Origin of the sequence: Pseudoalteromonas sp. THAF3, from assembly GCF_009363775.1 — a bacterium.
Lineage (GTDB): Bacteria > Pseudomonadota > Gammaproteobacteria > Enterobacterales > Alteromonadaceae > Pseudoalteromonas > Pseudoalteromonas ruthenica.
In genome coordinates this window covers 97,382-119,882 of sequence record NZ_CP045418.1, presented here as the reverse complement: position 1 = coordinate 119,882, position 22,501 = coordinate 97,382, and the positions used below count along the sequence as shown (strand labels likewise).

General features: G+C 48.1%; 19 protein-coding genes and 3 tRNA genes. 5 read left to right on the top strand and 17 right to left on the bottom strand.

Annotated elements, in window-relative coordinates:
- The first annotated feature begins 75 nt into the window (after nt 1-75).
- A complete protein-coding gene (locus FIU82_RS00560; protein WP_152440093.1) occupies nt 76-2,709 on the top strand; it encodes an ExeM/NucH family extracellular endonuclease in 2,634 nt (877 codons plus the stop codon).
- Nucleotides 2,710-2,715: 6 nt separating this feature from the next.
- On the opposite strand, the gene FIU82_RS00555 is transcribed toward FIU82_RS00560, so the two are convergent.
- From FIU82_RS00555 to nudE, 10 genes are all read right to left on the bottom strand, one after another.
- Nucleotides 2,716-3,438, bottom strand: coding sequence for an ABC transporter substrate-binding protein (locus tag FIU82_RS00555; protein ID WP_152440092.1), 723 nt, complete (start codon nt 3,436-3,438; stop codon nt 2,716-2,718).
- An 82-nt stretch (nt 3,439-3,520) separates the two neighbouring features.
- Nucleotides 3,521-4,267 carry a hypothetical protein gene (locus tag FIU82_RS00550; protein WP_138510082.1) on the bottom strand — a complete coding sequence of 249 codons (747 nt, stop codon included), beginning with the start codon at nt 4,265-4,267 and terminating at the stop codon, nt 3,521-3,523.
- Between the two features lie 56 nt (nt 4,268-4,323).
- Nucleotides 4,324-6,111: an alkaline phosphatase gene (locus FIU82_RS00545; RefSeq protein WP_022943895.1), complete on the bottom strand. Its 1,788-nt coding sequence runs from the start codon at nt 6,109-6,111 to the stop codon at nt 4,324-4,326.
- Between the two features lie 12 nt (nt 6,112-6,123).
- Nucleotides 6,124-7,722, bottom strand: coding sequence for an alkaline phosphatase (locus tag FIU82_RS00540; RefSeq protein WP_138589119.1), 1,599 nt, complete (start codon nt 7,720-7,722; stop codon nt 6,124-6,126).
- 232 nt (nt 7,723-7,954) lie between these two features.
- Nucleotides 7,955-10,042: an elongation factor G gene (fusA, locus tag FIU82_RS00535; protein WP_045980256.1), complete on the bottom strand. Its 2,088-nt coding sequence runs from the start codon at nt 10,040-10,042 to the stop codon at nt 7,955-7,957.
- Nucleotides 10,043-10,509: 467 nt separating this feature from the next.
- A tRNA-Met gene (locus tag FIU82_RS00530) sits at nt 10,510-10,586 on the bottom strand.
- Between the two features lie 31 nt (nt 10,587-10,617).
- A tRNA-Met gene (locus FIU82_RS00525) sits at nt 10,618-10,694 on the bottom strand.
- A 35-nt stretch (nt 10,695-10,729) separates the two neighbouring features.
- A tRNA-Met gene (locus FIU82_RS00520) sits at nt 10,730-10,806 on the bottom strand.
- Between the two features lie 125 nt (nt 10,807-10,931).
- A complete protein-coding gene (cysQ, locus tag FIU82_RS00515) occupies nt 10,932-11,735 on the bottom strand; it encodes a 3'(2'),5'-bisphosphate nucleotidase CysQ (RefSeq protein ID WP_045980294.1) in 804 nt (267 codons plus the stop codon).
- A gap of 34 nt (nt 11,736-11,769) precedes the next feature.
- Nucleotides 11,770-12,324: an ADP compounds hydrolase NudE gene (gene nudE / locus FIU82_RS00510; protein ID WP_152440091.1), complete on the bottom strand. Its 555-nt coding sequence runs from the start codon at nt 12,322-12,324 to the stop codon at nt 11,770-11,772.
- A 60-nt stretch (nt 12,325-12,384) separates the two neighbouring features.
- Here nudE and yrfG point away from each other — a divergent pair, with 60 nt between their 5' ends.
- Complete coding sequence (gene yrfG / locus FIU82_RS00505) at nt 12,385-13,038, top strand: GMP/IMP nucleotidase (protein ID WP_138510072.1); 654 nt, start codon at nt 12,385-12,387, stop codon at nt 13,036-13,038.
- On the opposite strand, the gene FIU82_RS00500 is transcribed toward yrfG, so the two are convergent.
- Nucleotides 13,035-13,655, bottom strand: coding sequence for a dUTP diphosphatase (locus FIU82_RS00500; RefSeq protein WP_045980253.1), 621 nt, complete (start codon nt 13,653-13,655; stop codon nt 13,035-13,037). The two genes, yrfG and FIU82_RS00500, sit on opposite strands and share 4 nt — an antisense overlap.
- 112 nt (nt 13,656-13,767) lie before the next feature.
- On the opposite strand from FIU82_RS00500, the gene FIU82_RS00495 reads away from it, so the two are divergent.
- The gene (locus tag FIU82_RS00495; protein WP_022946266.1) at nt 13,768-14,412 is read left to right on the top strand and encodes a peroxiredoxin-like family protein; all 645 of its coding nucleotides are present in this window, start codon (nt 13,768-13,770) and stop codon (nt 14,410-14,412) included.
- A gap of 28 nt (nt 14,413-14,440) precedes the next feature.
- On the opposite strand, the gene FIU82_RS00490 is transcribed toward FIU82_RS00495, so the two are convergent.
- The 3 genes from FIU82_RS00490 to FIU82_RS00480 form a co-directional block, all read right to left on the bottom strand.
- Complete coding sequence (locus FIU82_RS00490; protein WP_022946265.1) at nt 14,441-14,944, bottom strand: hypothetical protein; 504 nt, start codon at nt 14,942-14,944, stop codon at nt 14,441-14,443.
- Nucleotides 14,945-15,119: 175 nt separating this feature from the next.
- The gene (locus FIU82_RS00485) at nt 15,120-17,450 is read right to left on the bottom strand and encodes a fatty acid cis/trans isomerase (protein WP_152440090.1); all 2,331 of its coding nucleotides are present in this window, start codon (nt 17,448-17,450) and stop codon (nt 15,120-15,122) included.
- Entirely contained in the window at nt 17,443-17,796 is a 354-nt protein-coding gene (locus tag FIU82_RS00480; protein ID WP_045980250.1) for a hypothetical protein, read from the bottom strand. The genes FIU82_RS00485 and FIU82_RS00480 overlap by 8 nt, the downstream gene beginning before the upstream one ends.
- 122 nt (nt 17,797-17,918) lie before the next feature.
- On the opposite strand from FIU82_RS00480, the gene FIU82_RS00475 reads away from it, so the two are divergent.
- Nucleotides 17,919-18,506 (top strand): LemA family protein, encoded by a 588-nt coding sequence (locus FIU82_RS00475; protein ID WP_022946262.1) that lies wholly within the window; start codon nt 17,919-17,921, stop codon nt 18,504-18,506.
- Nucleotides 18,507-18,508: 2 nt separating this feature from the next.
- Entirely contained in the window at nt 18,509-20,353 is a 1,845-nt protein-coding gene (locus FIU82_RS00470; protein ID WP_152440089.1) for a M48 family metalloprotease, read from the top strand.
- Between the two features lies 1 nt (nt 20,354).
- On the opposite strand, the gene FIU82_RS00465 is transcribed toward FIU82_RS00470, so the two are convergent.
- The 3 genes from FIU82_RS00465 to FIU82_RS00455 form a co-directional block, all read right to left on the bottom strand.
- Complete coding sequence (locus tag FIU82_RS00465; protein ID WP_053911903.1) at nt 20,355-21,020, bottom strand: SDR family oxidoreductase; 666 nt, start codon at nt 21,018-21,020, stop codon at nt 20,355-20,357.
- Between the two features lie 62 nt (nt 21,021-21,082).
- Nucleotides 21,083-21,862 (bottom strand): VOC family protein, encoded by a 780-nt coding sequence (locus tag FIU82_RS00460; protein ID WP_152440088.1) that lies wholly within the window; start codon nt 21,860-21,862, stop codon nt 21,083-21,085.
- A 36-nt stretch (nt 21,863-21,898) separates the two neighbouring features.
- Nucleotides 21,899-22,363 carry a DUF2383 domain-containing protein gene (locus FIU82_RS00455; protein WP_022946258.1) on the bottom strand — a complete coding sequence of 155 codons (465 nt, stop codon included), beginning with the start codon at nt 22,361-22,363 and terminating at the stop codon, nt 21,899-21,901.
- Between the last annotated feature and the right edge of the window lie 138 nt (nt 22,364-22,501).

Sequence of the window (22,501 nt, the reverse complement as noted above, 5' to 3'; positions counted from 1 at the left end):
AATTTTCGTGTAACTTATTGGGGGCATAATATGTCCCCCTTTAGGGATAAATAACAATACACGGGAAGCTATCTAATGAAAAACACAGTCACACCTATCGCTCTAGCGGTGGCGGCCTCATTGGCATCGCTCAGCGCTCAAGCAGATATCTTAATATCAGAATATGTCGAAGGCAGTAGCAATAATAAAGCCATCGAGCTTTATAACCCCAATTCAGAGTCAGTCGATTTAAGCCAATATAGTATTGAGTTTTACTTTAACGGCAGCACTACGGCTGGTTATACTCTCGATCTCTCAGGCTCACTGGCAGCTGAAGGCGTTTTTGTTGCCGCACATGAATCAGCAGATTCTGCAATTCTAGCAGTCGCTGATCAAATTGCAGGCGGTGGTTGGTTCAACGGCGATGATGCCATTGTGCTTCGTAAACAGGGTGACGTCATTGATAGCCTTGGTCAGGTTGGCCTCGATCCAGGTTCGCAATGGGGTGAAGGGCTCACCTCTACGCAAAATAATACCCTGCGCCGTATTGATGGCACCGGTGCTCGCACCACCCTAGACACCGCCTATATCCCTAGCGACTTCTTTACTGGCTATGAGCAAGACGATTTCAGTGATCTGGGCACCTACCAAGGAGGTTCCGGCCCAGTCGACCCTGATCCAGAGCCAACCCCCGAGCTCACATGTGCTGATCCAGCCACTACCATTAGCGAAATCCAAGGGCCAGGCATGGCCAGTCCCCTGCAAGGCGAACAAGTTATTGTCGAAGCGGTGGTCAGTGCTGATTACCAACAAAGTGACGCCCTTAATGGCTTTTTCTTAGCATCACTCAACGCTGATAATGATCCCCTCACCTCTGAAGGTATTTTTGTTTATCACAGTGATGATGACGTTAATGTCGGCGACCGTGTACGACTTCAAGCCACCGTTGATGAATACTACGGCGCCACACAATTAAAGAATGTGACGGCGCTGAAGAGTTGTGGTACTGCACAAGCTGATATCACTGAAATCACGCTACCGGTTGACAATATCGACGAGCTTGAAGCCTATGAAGGCATGCTCATCAGTGTCGCCCAGCCAATGTACGTAATAGATAGCTATAATTTGGCACGCTATGGAGAGCTTGGCCTAGCAACAGAGCGCTTATATCAAGGCACCCAAGTGGCGCTACCAGGTGATGCCGCCAATGCGCTAGAAGCGCAAAACCAGCTAAAACAGTTATTACTTGATGATGGCTCAACACAGCAAAACCCTGAAGTGATTCCTTATCCTGGAGCTGGACTGGACGCCTACAATACCGTGCGCTTAGGCGATAGTATAGAAGGCCTCACTGGGGTACTAGGTTATGGTTTTGATCGCTACCGCTTACATCCAACCACGGCTGTACAATTCACTGCCAGCAACCCTCGCACTGAAGCACCCGTACTCAATGAGCAGGGCGATATTAAAATCGCTAGCTTTAATGTCTTAAACTACTTCAATGGTGATGGCCAGCAAGGCGGCTTTCCTACCTCTCGCGGCGCCGATGATTTGCAAGAATTTATTCGCCAAGAGCAAAAGCTCGTTACCGCCATCACCGCCATGGATGCCGACATTGTTGGCTTAATGGAAATTGAAAACGATGGCTTTGGCGAGTTCAGTGCTCTAAGTTCGTTAGTCACTGCACTGAACGATGCAACCGATAACGGCGAATATGCCTTCGTTGATTTTGCCGTAGCCGAGGTTGGCACCGACGCCATTACCACCGCGCTCATTTACCGTAGCGACCGCGTACAAGAAGTTGGCACAGCCAGCATCAATGATGAAGACGCCTTATCCTATGGTAACCGCGCGGCGATCGCACAGAGCTTCCGTGATATTGAAAGTGATGAAGTGTTAACCGTTGCTGTCGCTCACTTAAAATCCAAAGGTGGCTGTAGCCGTGCCGAAGGGCTCGATCAAGACCAAAATGATGGTCAAGCCTGCTATAACGCAACGCGCGTAGCCGGTGCCGAGCAGTTCGCTTCATGGTTAGCGAGCCAACCCACTGGTGTGGCTGATGACGATGTGATCATTGTCGGTGATATGAATGCTTATGCGCAGGAAGACCCCATACAAACCTTTGCCGACGCCGGATTTGCCAATGTCATTCCTACGCTGGAAGGCAATACGTTGGGTTACTCATATAACTTCCAAGGCCGCTTAGGCAGCTTAGACCACGCTTTGGCATCACCCAGCCTTATGAACAAAGTGGTCGCTGCTACCGATTGGCATATTAATGCTGATGAGCCTCGGGTGTTAGACTACAACTTAGAGTACAAAACCCAGGCACAGCAGGCCAGCTTGTATGCCGAGCATGCATACCGCGCCTCAGATCATGACCCTGTCATCGTCGCCATTGCTGCCGAGCAATCTGAGCCCGAAGAGCTTGTGGGCGAGTTTACTGGCCTTAGTGGATGGTTTTGGCCTCGCAACTTTACTATCGACTTACCAGAGGGTTACCAAACGCTAGATATCGAGCTCGTGGGTGGCTGGGGTCAAGTTGACCTGTACGTTAGCCACCAACGTCGCCCGTCTATTTTCCGTGCCGATTGTGCCTCACGTAACTGGGGGACTGCAGAGCAATGTCACTTTGATAACCCTGCTGCTGGAAAGTGGAAAGCCCGTATTCTTGGCCCTCTGCCCTACGGTAATGTCACGTTACGCTACCGTGCGGTTAAAGCCGACTAATAGGGTTTAATACCGAGCGAGAATGGCGTCACGAGCGCCATTCTCGATTATCTTTTTTAGCCCCTGTTCAAATAACTTTTGCAGCCGCTCGCCATCTGGGTGATGGGGAGAAAAAGCAAGAAAGATATCGGTTCCTTCATTAATAAATGCCACTTGAATATTATCGCTAATCCCTTGGGTACGACGTAGATAATTTGCTGATTTAATGAAAATAAGCGCACTGTCTAAGCGCCCTAACATCAGCCTTCGCATGTTAGGTAAATCGGAGTTGGCATACGCCGCCACCACTTTATGTTCGGCCACCAAAGCAAGAAACTGGTCGCCATAGCCATACCCTCTGACAACACCTACTAACTCGCCATTAAACTGCGCACGATTAGTAATTTTCAGAGCCCGTTGGGTATTGTGATAATACGCAGAATAAGCCTTATAAAGAGGTGTACTACCGAGTAAGTACTTTTCTTTACTGATAGCATCGATAGGCACATTGAACCCCGCTACATAGGCACCGGTATCGAGGTAATGCAGCACCCGCGCATAAGGGTAAATATGGTAGTCGACTGACACGTCTACCGCTGCAAAAGCGGCCGTGATTATATCATTCGCCATGCCCGTACCATCGGCATTAGCATACGGAGTCCATGCGTCTTCAGCAGCAATAACCACCCGCTCGGCTTGGCAAGGTGAAATTAGAAACAACAAGGCAAGAAATAGGCAGCCGCGACTCATGCTCTCTCCAGCACACCACAAATCATTTTATTATAGGCACTGCTTGGTTGGTCGCGACAAATTATCCTAAATATCTACATGATCAATGGTGGTGGCCGCCTGACATAGCTTGGCCATCACTGTGATAAAACCCTGATGCACCGTGCTCAATAAAGCCCTGGTTTATCATTTTCGCCAAAAATGGATCATGTTCATTATCGCCCACATCGGCATAGTCCGTAGTTTGATAACGGTCCCAATGAGCAAATTGTTGCTGCACTTGTTGCGGGTTAAGCTGGTAACTTTGCAACGTTAGTCTGCTTATTTGTTGCCACCTGTCTTGATGGTCAGCGTCTTCACGTGCCACCACAAGCTGCTTGACCAGCTGCAATGCTGGCAGCCACACCAGGGTCATTTTATAGCCATTTTGCTGGCGTTCGAAGTGCTGCTCTTGGCCGCAGCCCTCACCTTGCGTACGTGATGGCGATTGTGAAAGTAGGTCACTGTGCACTAACTGATACTTTTGTGACCAACTGACTGGTTGCCCGCCTTCTTTTAGCTCACCAGGTTGGTACTCAATGCCTCTTTGGTAGTGCTCAAAATAACGAATAGGCCGCACTTGCTGATTAGATAGGCGTTGCCAGAGCTCAACGACCCCCTGGCTGTTAGCCTGATGCGCTACCTGATCATGCAGCCGCCAAAGCGAAAATAGCTGCTCTTCTTGAACGCCTTGCTGCTGTATATAATTGGCTTTTAACACCTGCGCATTCGCTTGGCATTGCTGTTGCGCATACACACTGGCACTACACATGGCGACTGCCAACGTGGCTAATTTGACATACTTCATCATTTTATCCTCCACTTAGGGCCAAGGACATAGCAACCTATGCCCTCGACCTTAGGTGATTAATTACCTAGCTTGGCTTCTGCTTTACTCACTAAATCTGCAGCGTGATTAATCACGTGGAAGATATAGTTTTGCTCATTAGTTCCGGTCACTAGGTGGGCTCCAGGACCCTGGGCATACACACCCACATCTTCACCCGCATGAGTTTCTGAGCTAAGTGGCACCAGCGCTTCTTGGTGGAATCCAGCTGTGGTGGTGTCAATGGTGCTCAAATCCACACGACCAGTGACAATCTCACCGTTGTAGCCAGCATCAGCGTTGGTCTGTGCGCCAAGGTTCTTAAAGCCGTTGCCATTGGTGTAGCCCAAAGTGGTGTAAGGCATACCATCGGCTGCCAAGGTAGGCTCGTCGCTGCCAACGGCAACCACTTTACCTAAAATGGGGTTACCTCGTTTAGGGTAGCCAGCAATGGTAAATACATGGCTATGATCTGCGGTTACGATGATCAGGGTCTCATCCGTGTTGGTCTTTTCCATCGCGGCTTGCACCGCCTCGGCCAACTCCACCGTGTCGTGAAGCGCATTATAGGCATTACCTGCATGGTGAGCATGATCGATACGACCCGCCTCTACAGTCAGAAAGAAGCCCTCGTCGTTATTATCAAGAACATCAATGGCTTTTTCCGTCATCGCCGCCAGCGACGGCTCACCGGCGATATCATTGCTTCGGTCTTGCTCATACTGCATATGCGATTCGTTAAATAGCGCAAAGATGCGTTCAGTGCTGGCAGGATCGATAGCATCAAAGCCCGCTTGATCCATCACATAGGTGCCATTGGGGTAAGCCGCTTGCCATTGCGCCGTTAAGTCACGACCATCGGTGCGGTCACCCTCGGTGCTGCTTTGCGCATCATTGCTATTAAATGCGGCATCTTTTGGCAGGAAGTGACGACGACCACCGCCCATTACCACTTCAATACCATCAATATCGACGTCGAATCGCGCTTCCAGATTGGGCTCAAAGTTAACTAATTGCGAGGCAATGTCTTCGCACCCAGCAGCGACCGCATCAGCAGGCATATCGGAGATGTCTTCCCAGTTACGGTCGGCCGACTTGGCATAGGTGGCAGCCGGTGTGGCGTGAGTGATCCGCGCGGTTGACACAATTCCTGTTGATTTACCTGCGATTTCTGCCAGCTCTAAGGCGGTTACTAACTCATTGCCGGACACCGATGCACAATCACCACGGGCAATCCCTTCAGCCACGCCAATCACACCCACATCGGTTTTAACGCCTGTCGCCATCGCGGTCATCGTGCCAGCTGAGTCAGGAGTTTGCGCATCAACATTATAGGTTTTAGCAAAGCCAGAATAGGGCATGGTTTCAAAGCTCAGCTGGTGCTCCTCACCCATTTTTCCTTGTAGTTGCCCAGCTAAAATACGTGCAGCTGTGACCGTGGAGATGCCCATCCCATCACCTACGAACAGAATCACGTTTTTCGCTTTTTGATTACTGCTGCTTAGCTGCTCGGCACGTTGTTGTGCCTGCGCGACTTTATCCTGAGCATCGCTAAACCAAGCGTTGCCCGTTAGGTTAGCCAACTCATCGTCGTCTAATGTGGTTTTAATCGGGTTACAATTGGTCGTTTGCGCTGCAACTTCATCGCCATCAAGCTCGCCATTGCCATTGTCATCGGCACCCACTTGAGTGTAGACACCACCATTAATACATTGACTATCACCCACAGCTATGTCGGTGTTAACAGTTAGAGTCGGCGCGCCATCATCGTCAGAGCAACCCGCCAGTGCCGCAACCACGGCAAGAGAAAGAATATTTAGCTTGTTCATTGTTATACCTGCTTACTTAGTGAGCTCAAGGGCTGAGTCGATAATGTGGAACACCATGCTTTGTTCAATCACTCCCTGCGCTAGATGCGCGCTGGGACCCATAGCATGAAGGGAAATATCTTCGCCTGCGTGTGTCTCTGAGCTAAGTGGAATGGTTGCTTCTTGGTGAAAACCTGGGGTGGTGGTATCGATACCCGCCAGATTTTGACGCCCGGTTTGCGGCGCATCGCTGTAGCTGGCATCAGCGTTAGTTTCCATGCCTAAGTCGCGAAAGCCCAAGCCATTGGCATAGCCGAGCGTGGTGTAAGGCTTACCATCTGCTGCAAGCGTCGGCTGCTGCTGCCCTACCGCCACTACCTGACCTAGAATAGGGTTACCACGTTTAGGGTAACCGGCAATGGTAAAGACGTGGCTGTGATCCGCCGTCACCAAAATCAATGTTTCTTCGGGGTTTGTGTTCTCGATGGCATACTGCACGGCATTAGCCAGTTCGATTGTATCGTTCAGCGCATTGTATGCATTACCCGCGTGGTGAGCGTGGTCAATACGCCCGGACTCAACCGTGAGGAAAAAGCCTGTATCGTTATTATCAAGCACAGATATTGCTTTAGCGGTCATTTCCGATAGGGAAGGCTCACCAGCAAGATCATTGCCTCGGTCTGCTTCATATTGCATATGAGATTCATTGAACAGTCCAAACACCCGCTGAGCGTCATCGGCTATAGCATCAAAGCCAGCACGGTCCCATACGTAGACACCATCGGCATACTTTTGTTGCCATTCCTGAGTCAGGTCACGACCATCGGTGCGGTCTCCTTCGATAGCGCTGCGGGCATCAAGAGTGTTATACGTTTCGTCTTTCGGTAGGAAGTGACGACGGCCACCGCCCATAACCACTTCTATACCATCCACGTCAGTACCAGCAAAGCGCGCTTCAAGGTTTTGTTCAAAGTTAACCAATTGCGTAGCGATATCCTCACACCCTTGCGCAACTGCCTGCGCAGGCATGTCTGACACGTCTTCCCAGTTACGATCTGCTGATTTGGCATAGGTTGCTGCAGGAGTGGCGTGGGTAATACGGGCGGTGCTGACGATACCAGTACTTAAACCTCGAATTTCTGCAAGCTCCAGAGCAGTAATCAGTTCATTACCAGCTACCGTGGCACAATTTCCGCGCTCGATATCTTCATCTACACCAATCACACCCACATCAGTTTTAACCCCTGACGCCATGGCGGTCATGGTGCCTGCTGAGTCTGGGGTTTGTGCATCAACATTATAGGTTTTTACCTGAGCCGAGTAAGGAAACTTCTCGAAGCTAAGGTAACCTTCTTCACCCATTTTGCCGTTATTTTGGCCCTGTAGAATACGAGCTGCTGTGAGTGTTGACACCCCCATACCATCGCCAACAAACAGAATCACATTTTTGGCCTTAGTCAGTTTTTGCTGATTGGCCAATTGCTGCTTCTCGTTGAGCTTATTCTTATCTGTTTGATACCACTGACTATTGGTCTGAACGTCAGGCAAGACTCCGGCCTGCACTGGTGTGCACACCAGCGAGGAGATGGCCGAGGCTGCCGCCATCGCCAAGGCTAACTTTGATACTTTCATTTTTTGTTCCCGTGAGTTTTATTATTTAGCGCTGTTAAGAAGCTGTTCTTAACCACAAATATGTACCAGCAAGGGTTGTACTGGCGTCGTTACTGTAGGGAACGAATGTTTCTAAAATATAACCATTTATTGACGGACAGATGATGAATATATGACAGCGAATACGGGAGCAGAGGAATAGGCATAAAAAAACCCAGGCACTAGCCTGGGTTTTTCTTAGAAGAGGCGACTATTACTTCGCTTCTTTTTTCGCTTTTTCTGCAGCGATTACTTCGTCAGCAACGTTTTGCGGACAAGGTGCGTAGTGTGAGAACTCCATAGAGAACTGACCACGACCAGAAGTAATAGTACGTAGGTGGCCGATATAACCGAACATCTCAGATAGTGGTACTTCACCCTTGATGCGTACGCCCATGCCGCCCGCTTCTTGGTCTTTGATCATACCACGACGACGGTTAAGGTCACCGATTACGTCACCCACGTTGTCTTCAGGAGTGAATACGTCAACTTTCATGATTGGCTCAAGAAGTTGTGCACCCGCTTTAGGGATAGACTGACGGAATGCGCCTTTTGCAGCGATTTCGAACGCGATAGCTGATGAGTCAACTGCGTGGAAAGCACCGTCAAATAGTTCAACTTCAACGTCTAGTACTGGGAAGCCGGCAAGAACACCTTCTTCCATCATAGATGCGAAGCCTTTCTCAACTGCTGGCCAGAATTCCTTAGGAACGTTACCACCAACAACGCTTGAGCTGAACTTGTAGCCTGAACCTACTTCACCTGGCTTGATACGGTAATCGATCTTACCGAATTGACCAGAACCACCTGATTGCTTCTTATGCGTGTAGCTATCTTCGATTTCTTTGGTGATAGTTTCACGGTAAGCAACCTGAGGCTGACCAACAATAAGGTCTACGCCGTAAGTACGCTTAAGGATATCAACTTTGATATCAAGGTGTAGTTCACCCATACCTTTAAGGATGGTTTCACCTGAATCTTCATCAGTCTCAACTTGGAAAGATGGATCTTCTGCAACCATTTTACCGATTGCGATACCCATTTTCTCTGTACCACCTTTATCTTTAGGTGCAACAGCGATTGAGATTACTGGATCAGGGAAGATCATCGCTTCAAGCGTACATTCGTGCTTAGGATCACATAATGTGTGACCAGTTTGCACGTTCTTCATACCAACAACAGCGATGATGTCACCCGCCTGCGCTTCGGTAAGTTCGTTACGCTCGTCAGCTTGCATCTCAACCATACGGCCGATACGCTCAGTTTTACCTGTTGCTGAGTTAAGTACTGTGTCACCTTTTTTCATGCGACCCGAGTAGATACGGATGAAGGTAAGTGCACCAAAACGGTCGTCCATGATTTTGAACGCAAGCGCTTTAAGTGGCTCATCTGCAGATACAGTTGCAACTTCACCAGTAGGCTCACCAGTGTCTTTGTCAGTTAGTGGCTGCGGATCTACTTCTGTTGGTGAAGGTAGGTAATCAACTACAGCGTCTAGCACTAGCTGCATACCTTTGTTCTTGAACGCTGAACCACAGTAAGTTGGGAAGAACGCAAGATCACGAGTACCTTTACGGATACACGCTTTGATTTGCTCTAAAGAAGGCTCTTCACCTTCCATGTATGCTTCCATTAGATCGTCGTCTTGCTCAACGGCAGTTTCAACAAGCATCTCGTGATACTCATTTACTTTGTCTACCATGTCAGCTGGAACGTCTTGTACTTCGTAGTTTTCAGGAAGACCTGTGTCATCCCAAACGTATGCTTTCTTCTCAAGTACATCAACAACACCAGAGAACTGGTCTTCGATACCGATAGGAAGAGTCATCACTAGTGGGTTTGCGCCAAGTACTTTTTTCACTTGCTCTACAACGCGGTAGAAGTCGGCACCCATACGGTCTAGTTTGTTTACGAAGATACAACGTGCTACTTCTGATTCGTTCGCATAACGCCAGTTAGTTTCTGACTGCGGCTCAACACCACCAGAACCACAGAATACACCGATACCACCGTCAAGTACTTTAAGTGAACGATATACTTCTACTGTGAAGTCAACGTGTCCAGGAGTATCGATTACGTTTAAACGGTGACCTTTCCACTCACATGTTACAGCTGCTGATTGGATTGTAATACCACGCTCAGCTTCTTGGTCCATGAAGTCGGTCGTTGATTCGCCGTCATGTACTTCACCGGTCTTGTGAATTTTACCGGTGAGCTTCAGAATACGCTCTGTCGTGGTCGTTTTACCCGCATCTACGTGCGCGAAAATACCAATATTTCTGTATTTTGATAAATCTGCCATTGCTTTACTCTATTGGTCGAAAAATTATTCGGCGGGAGTATATCACCTCTTGTGGCGAACATCATCATAGAAACCGCTTAAAATGCAATCAAATTAGGAAAATCTTGGGGTCGCCAATAAAATCGTTTGAGCCAAGGTAGGATGCGGCTTTGCCGGAGCTAAAAAGACATGATTTCACGCTGATAAAACGCCACAGTAGCAAGACAACAGAGTGTCAAAAGGGGTATAGCGTTTTATTTAAAACAACGCAGGGTAATTCATTGAAAGGCTTGAGTATGAACGCGACACGCCGTGGTGGCGACCGTAAGTCGAGTGAATTTTTAACTTAAAAATAGAATATAACAAGAGATTTTTCTAAGAATTGGTTGCGGGAGCCGGATGTGAGCGCGACACGCCGTGGCGACGACCGCAGGTCGAATGGATTTTGAACTTAAAAATAGAATATAACTAGAGATTTCTCTAAGAATTGGTTGCGGGAGCCGGATTTGAACCGACGACCTTCGGGTTATGAGCCCGACGAGCTACCAGACTGCTCCATCCCGCGTCAATATAAGGTGATAACTGGCGATAAAAGTTGGTTGCGGGAGCCGGATTTGAACCGACGACCTTCGGGTTATGAGCCCGACGAGCTACCAGACTGCTCCATCCCGCGCCAATTATCTATGGACGCTCGCAACTTTTAGAAGTTGGTTGCGGGAGCCGGATTTGAACCGACGACCTTCGGGTTATGAGCCCGACGAGCTACCAGACTGCTCCATCCCGCGTCCACATTGTTGGGTCTAGGGAAGCCCCTTCGCCAACGAGAGCGCCATAATATAGCAACAAAATTTAAATGCAAGTTTAATTACACTGAAACCATATCAGCTGCTGGTTTTTCCACCATCGAAGACTAATTATGATGAGAGCGCTGATGAGGGCTAATCATTTTTTGCCACTCCCAATCGGGATGCCCCATTACAATAAAGTCGGGATTTTCTGTTGATTCACGCTGGTTATAAGTGAGTGGATTAAATTCCGCATCGGTAATACACCCGCCCGCTTCTTCGACAATCACCTGCGAAGCGCCGGTGTCCCATTCACCGGTTGGACCTATACGCATAAAGCAATCGGCTTTCCCCTCAGCGATAATACAGGCCTTGAGTGAGCATGACCCTAACGGCACAGTGTCGAAGGTGGCATTTAAGTACTGACTAACGGCCTCTAGCTTTTGCCTGCGGCTAACCGCTAAAGTAAGGTTTGCCGGTTGGGCGACACTGATGCGCTCAACCCCTTGGGGCGTTTTCTTATACGCCCCTTGTTGATAAGTTGCGAAGTAGGTGGTGTTTTTCGCCGGCCAATGAATCACGCCGAGCACCGGTCGATTGTTTTCAATTAGTGCAATGTTGACGGCAAAGTCACCGCTTTCGAGAATAAACTCTCCGGTGCCATCCATTGGGTCCAGCAGCCAATAGCGCTGCCAGTGCTGCCGTTTTTCTAAACTGGGAATGGGCGTCTCTTCAGACATAATCGGGATGTCAGGCGCCATTTTCTCGAGCCCAGCCATAAGCACATCATTCGCTGCAATGTCTGCTTTGGTCACTGGGGTGTGATCTTGTTTTACCTGCTCTCCAATATCATTCTGGCGATAAATAGCCATAATGGCCAAACCTGCTTGCTCGGCCAACTCAATGCATGGAGCTAGAAAATCTTGCAACACGACCCCCTTTTTTACTGCTGAACCTCGTGGCTTAATTAGATGCCTGTATTAATAATAGCAAAGCTGCCACACTTCGTGCTTCGGTAAAGTCCGGCTCGCCAAGCAAAGCTTGCCATTGCGCCATTGGCCAATACACTACCTCTAATGGCTCTGGTTCATCACCAGCCAACGTTTGGTGGTAAAGGTCACGGGCGGTGATAATGTGCATATGAGCATTAAAGTAGCTAGGCGCGAGCGACACTTTTTTCATCTCGTTAAGCTCATGAGCGCCTAAACCCACTTCCTCTTGCAGCTCTCGGTTAGCAGCTTGAAACGGCGTTTCCCCCGGATCGATCAAGCCTTTTGGGAACCCCAGCTGATAATCATTGGTGCCGGCACAGTACTCACGCACCAATATAAGTTCATCGTGTTCGTTAACCGGAACGATCATGACCGCACCACGGCCTCCGCCTCGAATACGTTCATACTGACGTTGCTCGCCATTGGAGAAGCGCAGCTCTAGGGCTTCAACAGTAAATAATCTACTTTTTGCCACCACGTTATTATCAAGTATTTCTGGAGGCGTTGGATGCTTTTTCTGTGTCATAGCCGCGACTTTGTTATTATCAACATAAATCCATGATAATTGTTTTAGTAGGAAAAGCCCATGCCAAATTGGTCCAATATCGACACCGTATTACTCGACATGGATGGCACTTTATTAGACTTGCATTTTGACAACCATTTTTGGCTCGAAGTCATCCCCCACCAACTCGCTAAACAGCAACAAATTCCGCTGCAACAAGCCAGAGAGCAAATGGCGGCCCGCTATGAAGCAGTACAAGGACAAATACAATGGTATTGCTTAGATTATTGGCAACAACAATTACAGTTGCCCATTATGACGTTAAAGCGTGAAATTCAGCACCTGATTAGTATTCGTGACGATGCCAAGGTGTTTTTACAGGCATTAAAAAACTCAGGCAAAGAGCTTATTTTGCTCACCAATGCGCATAGAGATAGTTTGAGCTTAAAAGTAGAACGCACTGAGCTGGACCGCTATCTTGATAAGCTCGTTTCTACCCATGATTACGGCGTTAGTAAAGAGCACCAATCGCTGTGGCAGCAAGTGCAAAACGACTTAGGCTTTGATAAAAAGCGGACGTTGTTCGTCGACGATAGCGCAGCGGTACTCGATGCGGCGAAGCGTTTTGGGATCAATCATTTGCTAGCAGTGGCTAACCCCGACAGCAAGCAGCCACACAAGCCGCTTGCCGGATATGAAAATGTCACCGATTATCGTGACATTTTGCCTGCCTAACTGGGGTAGCGCTGCTGCAAGCCTTGATAAACGAGCTTGGCAAAGTCTGGGTTATCAGTGTCCAGACTTTTTACCACGGCGACCAAATGCTCATTGTCCTCTTGGCCATGCCACACCTTAATATAGGTTCCATCTTTATACCCATGGTCTTGGCGGAAGAAGTTTAAGGTGTTCTTGCCAACGTAACCACGATAAAGATCATCGATATTCATTCCAATTTGCTGCATACAGCCGGCAAAAGCAGCAGCATTAAAAGCTTTATCAGCTACCGCGCTGGCTGCTAACGTCTCCAACGAGACTTTAAAATCAGCTCCTTGAATAGGGCTTTGCATTTCCTGCTCAATTTGCGCCGCCAACTCAGCAAACGAGGTATGGCCGTCAATGCGCAGACTCAAGCCGAAGTGGAAGATATCCACCAGCTCCAAAATCACTTGCTCTGTATCCGGAGTTTGTTTTTTCCACCATTTCCAGCCATAGTGGTCCAGCATTTCCGCACACTCGACCCAAATAGCCCGATACCACTCAAACCCTTGCTCAAACCATTGCTCGTGAACTTTGGTATTCATGGCATGCTGCATTTCTAACATGATGGCAATTTTATTTGCTGCGCTAGACATTCTTTAATCTCTCATTGTCTGTGTATTTGCCTATCATACCTATAGCGTGAAAGATTATCACCCTAGGGCCGTTCTAGTTGCATTGCTGTCACAGTTTTAATAAAGGAATTTTATGTTATCTAAAACACTTGCGGGCTCTGTTGTAGGAGCCATCTTATTGTTATTCAGTGGTGTCGCCAGTGCAGCGGTCATTACCAATATCAGCGATTCGGCTGAGGGCGTAAGTCCGCTCCTGCCTGGCTTGAGCGTGCCCGATGTCACGTTAAAAGACACCCAGGGCCAACCGGTTGCGTTAAAACAGCTATTAGCAAATAAGCCTACGGTGTTGGTTGTTTATCGTGGTGGCTGGTGTCCTTACTGTTCAAAGCAATTAAAGAATATCCAAAATATCGAGCAACAAATCGCCGAGATGGGTTTGCAAATCATCGCCGTCTCACCAGATAGTCCTGCAAAGCTTGCGCAAAGTACCATTAGCTCACCGACCTACCAACTGCTCTCTGACGATCAGCTGGCATTGGCACAAGCAATGGGGTTAGCTTTTTTCTTAGATGATAAAACGGCTAAAGTTTATCGTAATAAGTTGGGCGTAAACTTTGTTGGCTTGGATGGTGAGCAAAAAGTGGCGCTGCCAGTGCCTGCCGTGTTTGTGCTCGATACGCAAGGGATGGTGCATTTCCAATACGCCAACCCAAATTATCGTGTTCGTTTATCAGAGCCGTTATTACTGGCCGCTGCAAAACAAGTTATGAACCATTAAAAAAGGAGCCCTAGGCTCCTTTTTGTTATTAACGTAGGCGGTAATCACATTTGCCTTGCGTCACGTAACGGGTATCAAATGAAGAGCCCGTGGTAAACTCAAAGCGCATATCTCTGAGCTCAAAGATAGGGTGTGGGTGTTCACTGATCCACTTTTGTGTCGCTCGACAAATACCTTCAAGCTTATGCAAACGGAAGGTATCAACTACCACTACAGCGTTGTATTGTTCCAAATAGCTACGCTGAATGTTTTCTACCCAGTTAGTACCGCCGTAGTTAGAGCGCAAGTAATAAGTCAGGTCACTTTCGTCAGCTTCTTTAGGGCCCACATCCGGTGTTTTGCGCGCTTTTTCAGCAAACTGAATAAGCGATAACTGCTCACGCATAACCTCTTCACGATGCCCTGCAGGACAGCGTTTAGTGGTGTAGGTTACTTTACCTGCGGGGCTAATACATTTACTGAGCTTTTTTTCATTGCCCTGCGCTGCGAATGTTGCGCTCAGGGCGAGCAATAATACAAACCAATAGTGCATTGTTGTTCTCTAATTTTAGGCACAGCGGCAATTTTGCCAAAACCGCCACAGGTAAACAAGTCTTTGCAAATTGTTACATTTTCATTTCTGTACCAATTTGCTAAAAAAGACTGCTATAAAATCATTAGAAGCTAATTATTTATCTATATTTAACAAACAATTAGATCTAAAAAGCTTACCGATTTTCGAGTCGGTTATAATCTAATAAGCCATACTCTATTCCCCGATATTTTTTCACCTGCTGGTGCAAAATATCGCTAAAGCGCCAAAATTGCGGGTCAGTGCGACGTACGGCAAAACGACTTTTTAAGGTTCGGTAATCAGCCTCGCTGGTCATTTTTTGCATATGTGCAGCAAAATCTTCCAGCTGCTGTGGTTGTAACAACCATAGCGCTTCAGGGTAATCGCCAATAAAGCCGGGGATGACAAGTGCTTTATCTTCATCGTAGGCGCGCTGATCTTCCTCGTCTAATAAGCTGCTGATGTTGTAGTGGGCATTGTGATGCAGCAAAGTATAAGCCTGATAATCATCCTCACCATTGGCCACCAAGATATAGCTCACTTGTGGTAATAAGTTCACCGCCGTGCTCGGCATGGCATTCAGTTGGCGCAGCACATCAGGTACTTTTTGATAATCATAACGCTGACTCAATACCGCCGAGAGCTTTGTGGCTAAGCGCTGGTAAAGCTCTTGTTGTGGCTGTGACGTTTTGTAGTCAATGCCTGTCGGTTGCTCAAAGCGCACATTAGTATCTTTCATAAACTCGACAAGACTGGTGGGTGATTTTCTATACCAATGAGCCCGTAGTGCCTTGCGCTGCTCTTTCGGTAGTAAGGCAAGAAAGTTGTCTTCGCCTTCCATGCGCAGGAAGTCCATGTACAGACGAGTGATCAGTTGATGGCCAACATTGCCGTATACATCAAACCCAGCCACCAGCAGATAATGAATTCGTTCAAATAATGAGTAATCTAAAATCCAAGCGGTTTTGGGTTGCTCGCCGACCCAGCCTTTGACCACCGTTGCCGAGTTGAAGTGCCGGAAAATCGTTAATGCGGCATTGTCATTATGCCCTTCCCCTTGCCAAATAAGGTTTTCGGTGAGGTGTTGGCCATTGGCAAAAACTTCATTGGCAAGCTTCGACTTGGCCTCCAAATACGTACTTTGTTTCGCGGCGTATTTGACCCAGCTAGAAATAGGCAAAGCGTTCGAATCTTCCTGGGCAGGCATATCGAGCATATCTTCGTGGCGCATTAAGAATTCATCAATTTTGGGCTGACTCACGAATTTAGGGTCAACAAAGGCGACCCAAAACTGATCATTAATCACATTCAAAGCAATCTGACCTCGACAGACAGGCCCTTGAATAAAACCACGAATAATAAGCTCAGCCTCATCGAGCATAAATTGATATCGAGAGCCTACGGGAATAGCTGCAAAGACTTTAAACGGGTTTGAAGCGACTTTTATGTCATACCCAGGCAGTGACGGCACGGCATATTCCGGCGCAATAAATTGTGATCGCAAGCGAGCTAGCTTGTCATTATTCAACGCCAGTGGAATATTGGTTTTGGCCAGTACGGTACTTTTTCGAGGCAGCAGGCGGTAATAAACGCGCGCTACCTTAGGGTCTTCATAAGGGCGGCGAGTGGCAATAACATCGATGGCTTCACCGGGAGGCGTGCGCGAACGAACTAAGGTGAAAAACTCCGAGGTGCTGATTTGATCAAAATAGATATTGGCCAGGTACCAGTGCTCATAAATATAACGAGCGCTTAAGCGGTGTTTGTTATCATCTTGATTAAGAAAACGTTCCCACTTGTTCACTTCAGTTTGCAGCTCAGCGCTAATGGGGCCGTGCTTGGGCATTTTCGCGCCATCTTGCAACCACTGTGTGAGCACCGACATTTCTTTACTGGTCAGTGCTGGCAAACCATAGGGCATGCCCGCGTGAGGTTTATCTTGCGCGTATTGTTGAAACTCGCCAATAGTGGGACAGGTTTGGTCTCTATCCAGAGCAAAATCAAATTCCTCACCTAGAATAGCTTGATCTGGCAGCGGGTGCTGCTGTTTCAATGCCAGAGCTTGATACATCACGCTGCCCACTAAATTAGCATGGGCGCTTTGCTCGCGCTCGTTAAGCACCGGTGAGAAGCCACGCTCACGCCACTGTTGCGTGGTGTGGGCATCAACGAATAAGCGGCTGGGCTTACTTGCAAGTAGCCGCGTGCCATCATAGACCAAGTCTGTAGAGGTACCACGTTCAATGCCCTCAGGAGATGACATTTTCAACTGACAAGGGGCATCATAGCACCCGTGGCAGACGACACAGCGGTTATCTATCACGGGTTTGACTTGCTCGGTAAAAAAGTCGCTTTGTGCAGGACTTACATCGTTACTGCGGTTTTGAACCTGCTCAGGGCCAAAGAGGCTATCATACTTCTGCGCACCTAATACGGCGCAGCCCGTACATAGCAGCAACAGCAAACCCCACGTCAGTTTATTCATCATCATCCCCTAGATCAAAGGTCGGCATCATTTCCAGCTGGGGTGATACGTAACTAACGCCATTATCGCGCTCTAAAGTGGCTGCTAAAAGTGGCCCATGAGTGAGCATTAACATGGCACTGTGGGATTCACTTGGAACAGACTCGGTATGCGCCAACAATTGATAATCGGCCAATTGTAAGCTGACGCTCTGATCTTGCGCTGGATTTTGGCACAGGTGAGCAAGTAACTGCTCGTCAAGAACCACTTCTAAGTATAAATCTGGGTGGTCTAAATCACGATTTGGTAATTCATCGTTGAATTGAAAAAGCGGTAGGCTGAGTACAGCGCCTTGCGATAACTCCATGGCAAGCCCCAATAAGGTAAGACTAAAACAGTTTTCATGATAGCAAAAAATGTCTACATGTTGGCTGATTTTGTGCACAATTCAGGTATAGTTAACCCAATTTTTTGCGCGAGACCTTTATTATGGAACTATTTTTAATCATCACGGCAGTGGTAGTCGTCATTGCCATAGTGATTTACAACTCGCTGGTACGCTATAAAAACGAATACCAAAATGCCTTTGCGCAAATAGATGTGCAGCTGCATCGCCGCCATGATCTTGTCCCTAACTTAGTCGCCACCGCTCAGGCTTATTTAGACCATGAAAGTGAGACCTTAAAAGCGGTTACCCAAGCAAGAAATCAAGCTGTAAGTGCTCTACAAAGCCTCTCGGGTGGTGAATTATCTTCGGCTAAACTTGCCCATTTAGCGCAAACAGAGGGAGCCTTGAGCAGTGCCCTAGGCGCCTTACAAGTGAGCATAGAAGACTACCCCGAATTGAAGGCCGACGCGACAATGGCCAATCTAAGTGAAGAGTTATCAAGCACCGAAAACCGTATCGCTTTCGCACGCCAGGCATACAATGACTCAGTACTTGCCTATAACAGTTACCGACAAAGTTTCCCGCCGGTATTGATTGCCAACATGACGGGTCATAACCAAGATGCCAAGCTGCTAGAACTGGATGACCCACAAAGACAACGCCAAGCCCCTAGCGTGTCATTTAAGTAGCCGTGAGCGGTTTCTTTTCTCAGCAGCGCCAAGCAAGGCGTAAGACTTGGCTACTGCTGGTATTATTTGTGCTCGCTGTGGGTGCTCTCATCGCCCTCGCACATTGGCCATTTTTATGGCTGATGAGCATTTTTTCAACTGACCCATACACCCTGTTTAACTATGGTATCGCGCACCGAACTGACGCTTCAATCCACCTAGGGCTCACCCTTTCCATCACTGCAATTATCAGTACAGCCATACTTTATAAGTACTGGCAATTGCGCCGTGGTGGTAGTGTTATTGCTGAGCAACTAGGGGGGCAGCTGGTGCAAACAAACACCTACCATGAACAACAGCGGGTGCTACTGAATGTTGTTGAAGAGGTCGCTATTGCCGCCAGGATGCCCGTTCCGAGCACCTATTTACTTGCCAACCAGCCCAGTATTAATGCGTTTGCAGCGGGCTACCATCGTCGCGATAGTGTCATTGCCATCACTCAAGGCGCGCTCGAGCAGCTCAGCCGAGCACAACTACAAGCGGTCGTCGCCCATGAATTCAGCCACATAGTCAATGGTGATGTACGCCTTAATGTGCGTATGTCTGCCTTACTTTATGGCATCACCTTTATAGGCCAAGCCGGTGAAAACTTAATTTATAGCGCCATGAATGCGTCTCGTCGCCACAACGCGCAACGCACAGATGGCGCAGGGTTTACCACAGTAATCGGCGTTATTCTGACGCTGTTTGGATGGCTGGGGACACAACTTGGCGACATTATCAAAGCGCTGGTATGTCGCCAGCGGGAATATCTTGCTGACGCTGGTGCAGCGCAGTTTACCCGTAACCCACAAGCACTAGCCGGGGCTTTACTGGCTATTGCCGAAAACCCTCGCAAAAACACCTTAAGGCAAAATAATGCGCACCTATTCAGTCATTATTTTTTTAGTGATGCATTGAGCCCGTGGTTAACCTGGTTAAGCACTCACCCGCCGCTAACGAAACGTATTCGCAGGCTTGATCCACATTGGCATGGACAATTAAAAGAGCGTCCACGCACGGCGCCAAGCCAAGCAAATACCATGGCTTTTAGTGCTAGCCAAGGGCGCAACCCGCAGCCACAAGTAGTGTATGGCGACTTTCGAGAAAAGCTCATAGGGATAGAGGACTCTCTAAGTTATTTAGCTCATGAGCCCAGCGATGCGCGATGGTTAGTTATGTTACTGTGTCTTCATCAACACTGGCCGAATCGCCAAGCACAACTAACGTTTATCGCCGCGCTTCCTTATGTGGATATGTATAAGCTGGATAGGGCTGAGCTTGCATTAACGAAGCTCAGCACCGAACCTCAATTTCGCCTGCTTGAGGTTGCCATTGGTGCAATTCGCTGTTTGCCCAAAGCGCAACGCAGCCAATTTCTTGCCCAGCTAAAACAGCTCGCTGCGCTGTGTGAGGACTGGGAGCTTGTTCCTTGGTCTTTTCAGCAGCTGAGCGCTCATGCCCTCGCTGATAAAACCGTTGGTGCGTTGCCGGTTATGAATAAAACAGTGATTGTTGCAGCTTGTGAGCAGCTTCTTGGCGCTTTGGCAAGCTATGGCCATGCTAACCCAGAGCAACAACGCCTGGCGCTTGCTGCAGCGGCGCAGCATCTACAGATACCGCTTAGCTTAGAGCATGAAGCGCGATGCCAGCTGACACGATTGCAGCGCGCCCTGCGAGTCATAAAAGGCCTCCCTGTGGTCAAACGGCAACAGTTACTGGAGGCTTGTCGTGTATGCGTAGAGCACGATGCACACATTAACGAAGCGGAGCAAACGCTGCTCTACACGCTTGCTGCCTGCTTAGAGATAGATGGTATCGATTGCTAGCTTACCACGGTAAGGTTTCACCGTTAGCATGCCAAAAGCCGCCGCTGTTATTTAAGTTTAGCTCGTCAATACGCTCACTGATCCGCTGTGCTGCAACGTCAGGGCCTATATCGCCAGCGTAACCGACCATTTCGGTTTGCACGAATCCGGGGTGAATTAACCCCACCGCCACATCTTGTGCTTTAAGTTCATGGGCCAAGCTCACTGAGGCTGCATTTAACGCTGCCTTGGACATACGGTAGCCTATATAGCCTCCAGAACCATTGTCGGCAATAGAGCCCATACGTGAGGTGATCATCGCCACTTTCGCGCCTTTGCTAAAGTTATCACGCAATGCATGAGTCACACGCACAGGAGCCACTGCATTGACCGAGAGCTGTTCATTGATAGTGTCAAAGTTCATCTCTGCCAGGGTTTCGTTACGAAACACACCGGCATTATTAATCAATAAATCGATGTGCTCGTCTTTAAGCTCAGTGCGCAAGCGGGCCACATCGTCAGCGTGGCTTACATCAAACCCGGTGCGCACATCAACACCTAGCTCATCAAGCTCATCGCTGCTACGCCTAACCACGGCAATAACCTTAGCTCCAGCAGTTTTATAAATTTTCGCTAGCTGTAAACCGATGCCCCGATTGGCACCGGTGATCACCACATGTTGGCTCATAATCACTCATCCTCTTTTTAAGTTGATGAGTTTAGGGTGGGGGTGAATCAATAAAACCCAAGTTATTGATTAAGGTTTATGATTGAAAAGACTGCCCCTTGTGGATCTGTGAGGACGCAAAAACGGCCTACTTCAGGTACATCCATGGGCTGCACACATACTTCACCACCAAGTTTTTTAGCTTGCTCTGCTTGTGCATCACAATCGTTGACACTGAAGTAGATCATCCAATGTGGCGGAATATCATCAGGCCACTGCTCATCCATGGCCACCATACCACCGACCATAGTGTCACCCGCTTTGAACAGGGTGTAATCCATCCCTTCCATGGCTTTTAGTTCGGCGCGCCAGCCCAACAACTCACTGTAAAAACTAGTACTAGATTCAATATCGCGGGTCGCTAACTCAAACCAGCACGGCGTATCAACCTCATTTTGCACACTGGCCCCTTTGTGCCCCTGGCCCTGCCATAGCGCTACCATGGCGCCCACAGGGTCGCACAACAACACCATGCGACCTGCCTCGGGCACATCATGTGGACCGTGTACTATGGTTGCCCCCAGCGACTTTGCTTTGTCTGCCATCGCGTCTACATCATCAACGGCAATATAGCTCAACCAATAACTGGGAACACCCTGAGCATGTTGATCGGCGGGCATTTGATACATCGCAGCCACATCCCCATGTGGCTTTTTTAGCATGGTATAGTAAAGCCCATTGCCGATAGGCTGGTCCTCAGCCGACCAAGTAAACAAATCACTATAAAATGTTTTCCCACCTTGCCAGTCGGATGAACACAATTCGGTCCAGCAAAAGTGTCCCTGGGGGTAATTCTCGCTCATAAATTACATCCTTTTGTTGTTTTCATTAACCATAGACTACGCATTCAGAAAACGCTTGAGGTACTGCTCATGAGTTTCCAACTGGGCAATCACGGTCTCAACCTCTTGGGCTCCCTGACTATCATTCATCACCTGCGCGGCATTACGACATTGCACTAAGGTTTTGTGTTGCTGTGAATTCAACTCTTCAAGGAAAGCTTGCACACTGTCACCCACTACGGACTCAAGCTTTGCCTGCCACTCCTTCAAATCTCCTAATAAACTGGTGTCGACTTCGTCGAGTTGCTGCTGTTGCCCTACCGCTTTTGCTAACTCGGTTTGCAAATAACGCTTATGATCATGTAAGACTTTCATGCGTGCTTGCAAAGATTCGTCTTCAGCGTGCTTTTGCACATCTTGAATTAGGACTCGCTCATTTTCTAAAGACTCAATTAATTGATCAATAATTTCAATATCTTGCTCTTGTTCACTGGATACAGAGGTGGGAATTTTTAAACCCATAACATGGCTCCTTCTATCGTTACTGTCCTTAATGCTTACTCAAGAACCATTCCAACAAAAAAGAAGAGAAATAAGTTTCAATAATTTCAGTTGGTTATAGAAAAACACAGATATTAATGAGAATTATTTGCAAAAAGC

Coding starts and splice junctions, on each gene's coding strand:
- FIU82_RS00560 (WP_152440093.1), top strand. CDS start 76: ATGAAAAACACAGTCACACCTATCGCTCTAGCGGTGGCGGCCTCATTG.
- FIU82_RS00555 (WP_152440092.1), bottom strand. CDS start 3,438: ATGAGTCGCGGCTGCCTATTTCTTGCCTTGTTGTTTCTAATTTCACCT.
- FIU82_RS00550 (WP_138510082.1), bottom strand. CDS start 4,267: ATGATGAAGTATGTCAAATTAGCCACGTTGGCAGTCGCCATGTGTAGT.
- FIU82_RS00545 (WP_022943895.1), bottom strand. CDS start 6,111: ATGAACAAGCTAAATATTCTTTCTCTTGCCGTGGTTGCGGCACTGGCG.
- FIU82_RS00540 (WP_138589119.1), bottom strand. CDS start 7,722: ATGAAAGTATCAAAGTTAGCCTTGGCGATGGCGGCAGCCTCGGCCATC.
- fusA (WP_045980256.1), bottom strand. CDS start 10,042: ATGGCAGATTTATCAAAATACAGAAATATTGGTATTTTCGCGCACGTA.
- nudE (WP_152440091.1), bottom strand. CDS start 12,324: ATGACACAGAAAAAGCATCCAACGCCTCCAGAAATACTTGATAATAAC.
- yrfG (WP_138510072.1), top strand. CDS start 12,385: ATGCCAAATTGGTCCAATATCGACACCGTATTACTCGACATGGATGGC.
- FIU82_RS00500 (WP_045980253.1), bottom strand. CDS start 13,655: ATGTCTAGCGCAGCAAATAAAATTGCCATCATGTTAGAAATGCAGCAT.
- FIU82_RS00495 (WP_022946266.1), top strand. CDS start 13,768: ATGTTATCTAAAACACTTGCGGGCTCTGTTGTAGGAGCCATCTTATTG.
- FIU82_RS00490 (WP_022946265.1), bottom strand. CDS start 14,944: ATGCACTATTGGTTTGTATTATTGCTCGCCCTGAGCGCAACATTCGCA.
- FIU82_RS00485 (WP_152440090.1), bottom strand. CDS start 17,450: ATGAATAAACTGACGTGGGGTTTGCTGTTGCTGCTATGTACGGGCTGC.
- FIU82_RS00480 (WP_045980250.1), bottom strand. CDS start 17,796: ATGGAGTTATCGCAAGGCGCTGTACTCAGCCTACCGCTTTTTCAATTC.
- FIU82_RS00475 (WP_022946262.1), top strand. CDS start 17,919: ATGGAACTATTTTTAATCATCACGGCAGTGGTAGTCGTCATTGCCATA.
- FIU82_RS00465 (WP_053911903.1), bottom strand. CDS start 21,020: ATGAGCCAACATGTGGTGATCACCGGTGCCAATCGGGGCATCGGTTTA.
- FIU82_RS00460 (WP_152440088.1), bottom strand. CDS start 21,862: ATGAGCGAGAATTACCCCCAGGGACACTTTTGCTGGACCGAATTGTGT.
- FIU82_RS00455 (WP_022946258.1), bottom strand. CDS start 22,363: ATGGGTTTAAAAATTCCCACCTCTGTATCCAGTGAACAAGAGCAAGAT.